Source organism: Mesorhizobium sp. M7A.F.Ca.CA.002.15.2.1 (genome assembly GCF_003998715.1).
Taxonomy (GTDB): Bacteria; Pseudomonadota; Alphaproteobacteria; order Rhizobiales; family Rhizobiaceae; genus Mesorhizobium; species Mesorhizobium ciceri.
On the sequence record NZ_RZPI01000446.1, the window covers coordinates 1 to 4790 of the forward strand.

The window sequence follows — 4790 nt, forward strand, 5'->3', positions numbered from 1 at the left end:
ATCTTGCCGCCACCGCCTCGCTCATGCGGCGACACCGAAGCGCTTCTTCGCATCCGCGATCGGCAGCGTCTCGCGCTCACCGGTCTTGCGGTTCTTGATCTCGATCTCGCGGGCGGCGACACCGCGCGGTCCGACGATCACTTGCCAGGGAAGACCTATCAGGTCGGCGGTGGCGAACTTGCCGCCGGGCCGCTGGTCGGTGTCGTCGTAGAGCACGTCCTTGCCGGCGGCGACGAAAGCGGCATGCAGTTCGTCGCAGACGCCGTCGCACTCGGCGTCGCCCGCCTTCATGTTGATCAGTCCGATGTCGAACGGCGCCACCGCGTCCGGCCAGATGATGCCGTTGTCGTCATGGCTGGCTTCGATGATCGCCGCGACCAGCCGCGACGGACCGATGCCGTAGGAGCCGCCGGAGACGAAATGATCCTTGCCGTCGGGTCCGGTCACCTTGGCGCCCATGGGCTTGGAATATTTGTCGCCGAAATGGAAGATGTGGCCGACCTCGATGCCGCGCGCCGAAACCTTGTCGCTCTCGCCGATCTTCTCCCACGCCGCCTCGTCATGCATCTCGTCGGTGGCGGCGTAGGGCGTCGTCCATGTTTTGACGATGTCGGCGATCTCGGTGTCGTTGGCAAAATCGGTGTTGGCGCCGGGCACATCGAGCGCAAGATAGTCGCGGTGGCAGTAGACCTGGCTCTCGCCGGTGTCGGCCAGGATGATGAATTCATGGCTGAGATCGCCGCCGATCGGCCCGGTGTCGGCCCGCATCGGTATAGCCTGCAGCCCCATGCGCGTAAAAGTCCGGAGATAGGACACGAACATCCTGTTGTAGGCCGCCTTGGCGCCTTCGAAGTCGAGGTCGAAGGAATAGGCGTCCTTCATCAGGAACTCGCGCGACCGCATGACGCCGAAGCGCGGCCGCACTTCGTCGCGGAACTTCCACTGGATGTGGTAGAGATTGAGCGGCAGGTCCTTGTAGGACTTCACATAGGCGCGGACGATCTCGGTGACCACTTCCTCATTGGTGGGGCCGTAGAGCATGTCGCGGTCCTGCCGGTCCTTGATGCGCAGCATCTCCTTGCCGTAGTCGTCATAGCGGCCGCTTTCGCGCCACAGATCGGCCGACTGGATGGTCGGCATCAGGATTTCCAGCGCACCGGCGCGATCCTGCTCCTCGCGGATGATGCGGCATACCTTGTCCAGCACCCGCTTGCCGAGCGGCAGCCACGAGAAACTGCCCTGCCCCTGCTGGCGGATCATGCCGGCGCGCAGCATCAGCCGGTGCGAGACGATCTCGGCCTCGCGCGGATTTTCTTTGAGGATCGGCAGGAAATAGCGCGACAAACGCATGGGCAGGTCCGTGAGTGAGGAGGGTCGCGTCAGAATCGGCGCGACTTTGGCTTGCTTGACCCGGCTTCATAGCCATTTCAAGGCGGAATGGGAACCCGGACGCTTCGGCCCGAAAAGCGGAATCGATTTCCAAAAAACATGGGTAGCCGGGATCAGAAGCGTCGCACCGCCGTTCGCCCGTCCAGAAGACCCATGGCGCTGCAAGGCCTCCCGGTCACTGTGCGCGTCTTGGTGATCGTTCGCCAAGCAACGCCTGCCACACTATTGTGCAGTGCAGCACGAGAATGCCCGTTTCAAGGCAAAATTCTTCGTGACATTTTCATTCGCCTTAGGCTAATGTACCTCGATAACCGAGAGGGCAGAAAAAAATCTGCTCTCCTACGCGGTCAAAGTCTTGGGAGGATGCGATCTAGGCGCGGTTACTCGCTGCCGCCGGAAACCGGAAACAGATCGGACGCGTTTAAATTGCAAGGCCTCGTGCCTTGCATTTTTTTTGTGCAATCATCTGCTTAGCGCAACGCGTTGCCAAACCACCTTACCCAGCGTCAGCGCTCGTCAGGCCGCAAAACGGCACGACGTTCCCCGCCGAAACCCGCCCGGTCCGACATATGAAAACGCCGTCGCTGGACAGTCTATTTAGCCGGCGTCTGGCTGAATTCCGGCACGATGTGCGGGATGTCGTTGAGGCTGTATCCCAGCCCATGCGTCAGGCCATAGAAAATGCCCATCAGGATCGCGGTGGCGATGGTGGTGCGGATCACGGCGCGTAGCATGTGAGGCCCACGCGGCGCGCTCGGAACCGTGCCGAGCGTCACGTCGTGATCGTCGTCCTGCGTCCTCACGCTGAACGGCAGCACGGCGAACAGCACCACCCACCAGGTCGCGAAAAACAGGGCGGTGAACGAAACCCAGCTCATGATTGCTCCAGTTCGATCAGCGTGCCGAAGAAATCCTTCGGATGCAGGAACAGCACCGGCTTGCCGTGCGCGCCGATCTTCGGATTGCCGTCGCCCAGCACGCGGGCGCCGGCGGCCTTGAGCTGATCGCGCGCGGCCAGGATGTCGTCGACCTCATAGCAAAGGTGATGCATGCCGCCGGAGGGGTTCTTCTCCAGGAAGGCGGCGATCGGCGATCCCTCGCCCAAAGGCTCCAGAAGTTCGACCTTGGTGTTGCCGACATTGACGAACACCACCGTCACCCCGTGCTCCGGCAGTGCCTGCGGCGCCGTAACCTCCGCGCCGAGCGTGTTGCGGTAGGCCGCTACGGCAGCAGCCAGATCCGGCACGGCAAGCGCGACATGGTTCAGACGTCCGAGCATAGGTTTTCCTCAGGGCAGTATGGCAATAGGGCAGTATGGCAATAGGGGAAAAGCTGACCTGCCTCGTATCGAAATCCCTACTGCCCTACTCCCTTACTGCCCCACTCCCCTCAGCGAGTGACGAACACCGTCACCAGCGGCTTCTTGCCCCAGGCTTCGTTGGCGGCGCCGCGCACGGCGCGCCGCACTGCTTCCTGCACCAGGTCGAGGTCTTTTCGGCGCTGACGGGGGATCGAGTCCACCGCGCCGATTGCCGCATCGATCATCAGATCTTCCAGCGACTCGCCACGGCCATCGGCCTCGGCGACGCCGATGGCGACCAGATCGGGGTCGCCGGCAAGCTCATATTTGTCGTCCAGCACGACATTGACCGCCACGTGGCCGGCAAAGGACAATTTGCGCCGGTCGCGGATGCCCATCGCCTGATCGGTGCCGATCAGTCTGCCATCCTTGTAGATACGGCCGAACGGCACCTGATCCATGATGGTGGCTGGGCCGGGAGCAAGCCTGAGCATGTCGCCGTCGCGCACCTGCGCCACCTGGCCGATGCCCGATGTCGACATCAGCGAGCCCTGCGCCACCAGATGTGCCGCCTCGCCATGCACGGGAACGCCGATCTGCGGGCGCACCCATTCATACATCTTGCGCAATTCGCTGCGCCGCGGATGGCCGGAGACATGCACCAGCGCATCGCCGTCCTCGATGATCTTGACGCCGAGGTCGATGAGACGGTTCTTGATCTCGAGGATCGCCTTCTCGTTGCCGGGAATCGTACGCGAGGAAAACACCACCGTGTCGCCTGCCGTCAGCGACACCGACTTCATCTCTTCGCGCGACAGCTTGGCCAGTGCGGCCAGCGGCTCGCCCTGGCTGCCGGTGCAGATGATGACCAGGTTTTCGCGCGGGATGAAACCAAAATCCTCCTCGGCGATGAACTCCGGCAGACCGTCCATGTAGCCGAGTTCTCCGGCCACATCGATGACCCGCTTCAGCGAACGGCCAAGCACCAGGCACTGGCGTCCGGCATCGCGCGCCGCTTTGGCGATCGAGACGATACGTCCGACATTGGAGGAGAACGTGGTGACGGCGACACGGCCCTTGGCAGCCTGGATGACGCCCTTGAGGCCCTCGCCCACAGCCACTTCCGAAGGCGACTCGCCTTCGCGCAGCGCATTGGTCGAATCGCAGATCAGCGCCAGAACGCCCTTGTCGCCATAGGCGCGGAAACGCGCCTCGTCGGTCTTCGGCCCGATCGTCGGCTCCGGATCGATCTTCCAGTCACCGGTATGGATGACGGTGCCTGCCGGCGAGGTGATCGCCAGCGACATCGGCTCGGGAATCGAGTGCGCGACCGGAATGGCTTCGATCTCGAAGGGGCCGACGGTGAATTTCTCGCCCGCCCGGTAGATCGTGACCGGTATTTTCGGTGCGCCCTGCTCGCCTTGCCGCTTGGCTTCCAGCAGGCCGGCGCTGAACGGCGTCATCCAGACCGGCGCCTTCAGCTTCGGCCATGTGTCGAGCAGCGCGCCGTAATGGTCTTCATGCGCATGCGTGATGATGATGCCGCGCAGATTGGCGAGGTTCTCCTCGATGAAGCGTGTGTCGGGCAGCACCAGGTCGACGCCCGGCAGGCTGGCATCGGGGAAGGTCACTCCGACATCGATGACGATCCATTCGCGCGCGCTGGGCGGCCCGTAGCCGTAAAGAGCGAAGTTCATGCCGATCTCGCCGACGCCGCCGAGCGGCACGAAGACGAGTTCGGCGTTTTCCGCTTTCGCCATGATTTTTCCCTTCCTGGCCCTCAGGCCAAGCTCAAAAGCAATTCCGGGAAAAGTGTGTAACGGTTTTCCCACCGGAGTTGCGCAAAAACAAACAGTTAGAACCGTTCATGAACGGCCCTATGCCCTGGCCGAAGCGACCGCGCCGAAATGCACATCGCCGGCGGCGATCGTCCGAACCGAACCTTCATCGTCGCGGATCACGAAACGGCAGTCCTCGTCAATGGTCTCAAACACCCCGCGCACCACATTACCGTCAATTCTGACGGCAACCTCGCCGCCGAGCCCCGCGGCACGATCAAGCCACCGTCGCCTGACGGCGGCAAGTCCGCGCCCCTCATCCC

4 protein-coding genes and 1 pseudogene are annotated in these 4790 nt (G+C 62.8%); all 5 read right to left on the reverse strand.

Features of this window, described 5'->3' with window-relative positions; translation table 11 throughout:
* Window positions 1-21 precede the first annotated feature (21 nt).
* Entirely contained in the window at window positions 22-1350 is a 1329-nt protein-coding gene (gene proS, locus ENZ74_RS22225) for a proline--tRNA ligase (protein ID WP_063168231.1), read from the reverse strand.
* 632 nt (window positions 1351-1982) lie between these two features.
* Window positions 1983-2267: a DUF1467 family protein gene (locus ENZ74_RS22230; protein WP_013531106.1), complete on the reverse strand. Its 285-nt coding sequence runs from the start codon at window positions 2265-2267 to the stop codon at window positions 1983-1985.
* A complete protein-coding gene (gene mce / locus ENZ74_RS22235; protein ID WP_063168232.1) occupies window positions 2264-2668 on the reverse strand; it encodes a methylmalonyl-CoA epimerase in 405 nt (134 codons plus the stop codon). Before mce ends, ENZ74_RS22230 begins: the two co-directional genes overlap by 4 nt.
* A 110-nt stretch (window positions 2669-2778) precedes the next feature.
* Window positions 2779-4449 (reverse strand): ribonuclease J, encoded by a 1671-nt coding sequence (locus ENZ74_RS22240; RefSeq protein ID WP_013531104.1) that lies wholly within the window; start codon window positions 4447-4449, stop codon window positions 2779-2781.
* Between the two features lie 117 nt (window positions 4450-4566).
* Window positions 4567-4790, reverse strand: a pseudogene (locus ENZ74_RS22245) (biotin--[acetyl-CoA-carboxylase] ligase); the annotation flags it as partial.

Excerpts from the sequence above, each read along its gene's own strand:
- mce (WP_063168232.1), bottom strand. The coding sequence starts at position 2,668 with ATGCTCGGACGTCTGAACCATGTCGCGCTTGCCGTGCCGGATCTGGCT.
- ENZ74_RS22230 (WP_013531106.1), bottom strand. The coding sequence starts at position 2,267 with ATGAGCTGGGTTTCGTTCACCGCCCTGTTTTTCGCGACCTGGTGGGTG.
- ENZ74_RS22240 (WP_013531104.1), bottom strand. The coding sequence starts at position 4,449 with ATGGCGAAAGCGGAAAACGCCGAACTCGTCTTCGTGCCGCTCGGCGGC.
- proS (WP_063168231.1), bottom strand. The coding sequence starts at position 1,350 with ATGCGTTTGTCGCGCTATTTCCTGCCGATCCTCAAAGAAAATCCGCGC.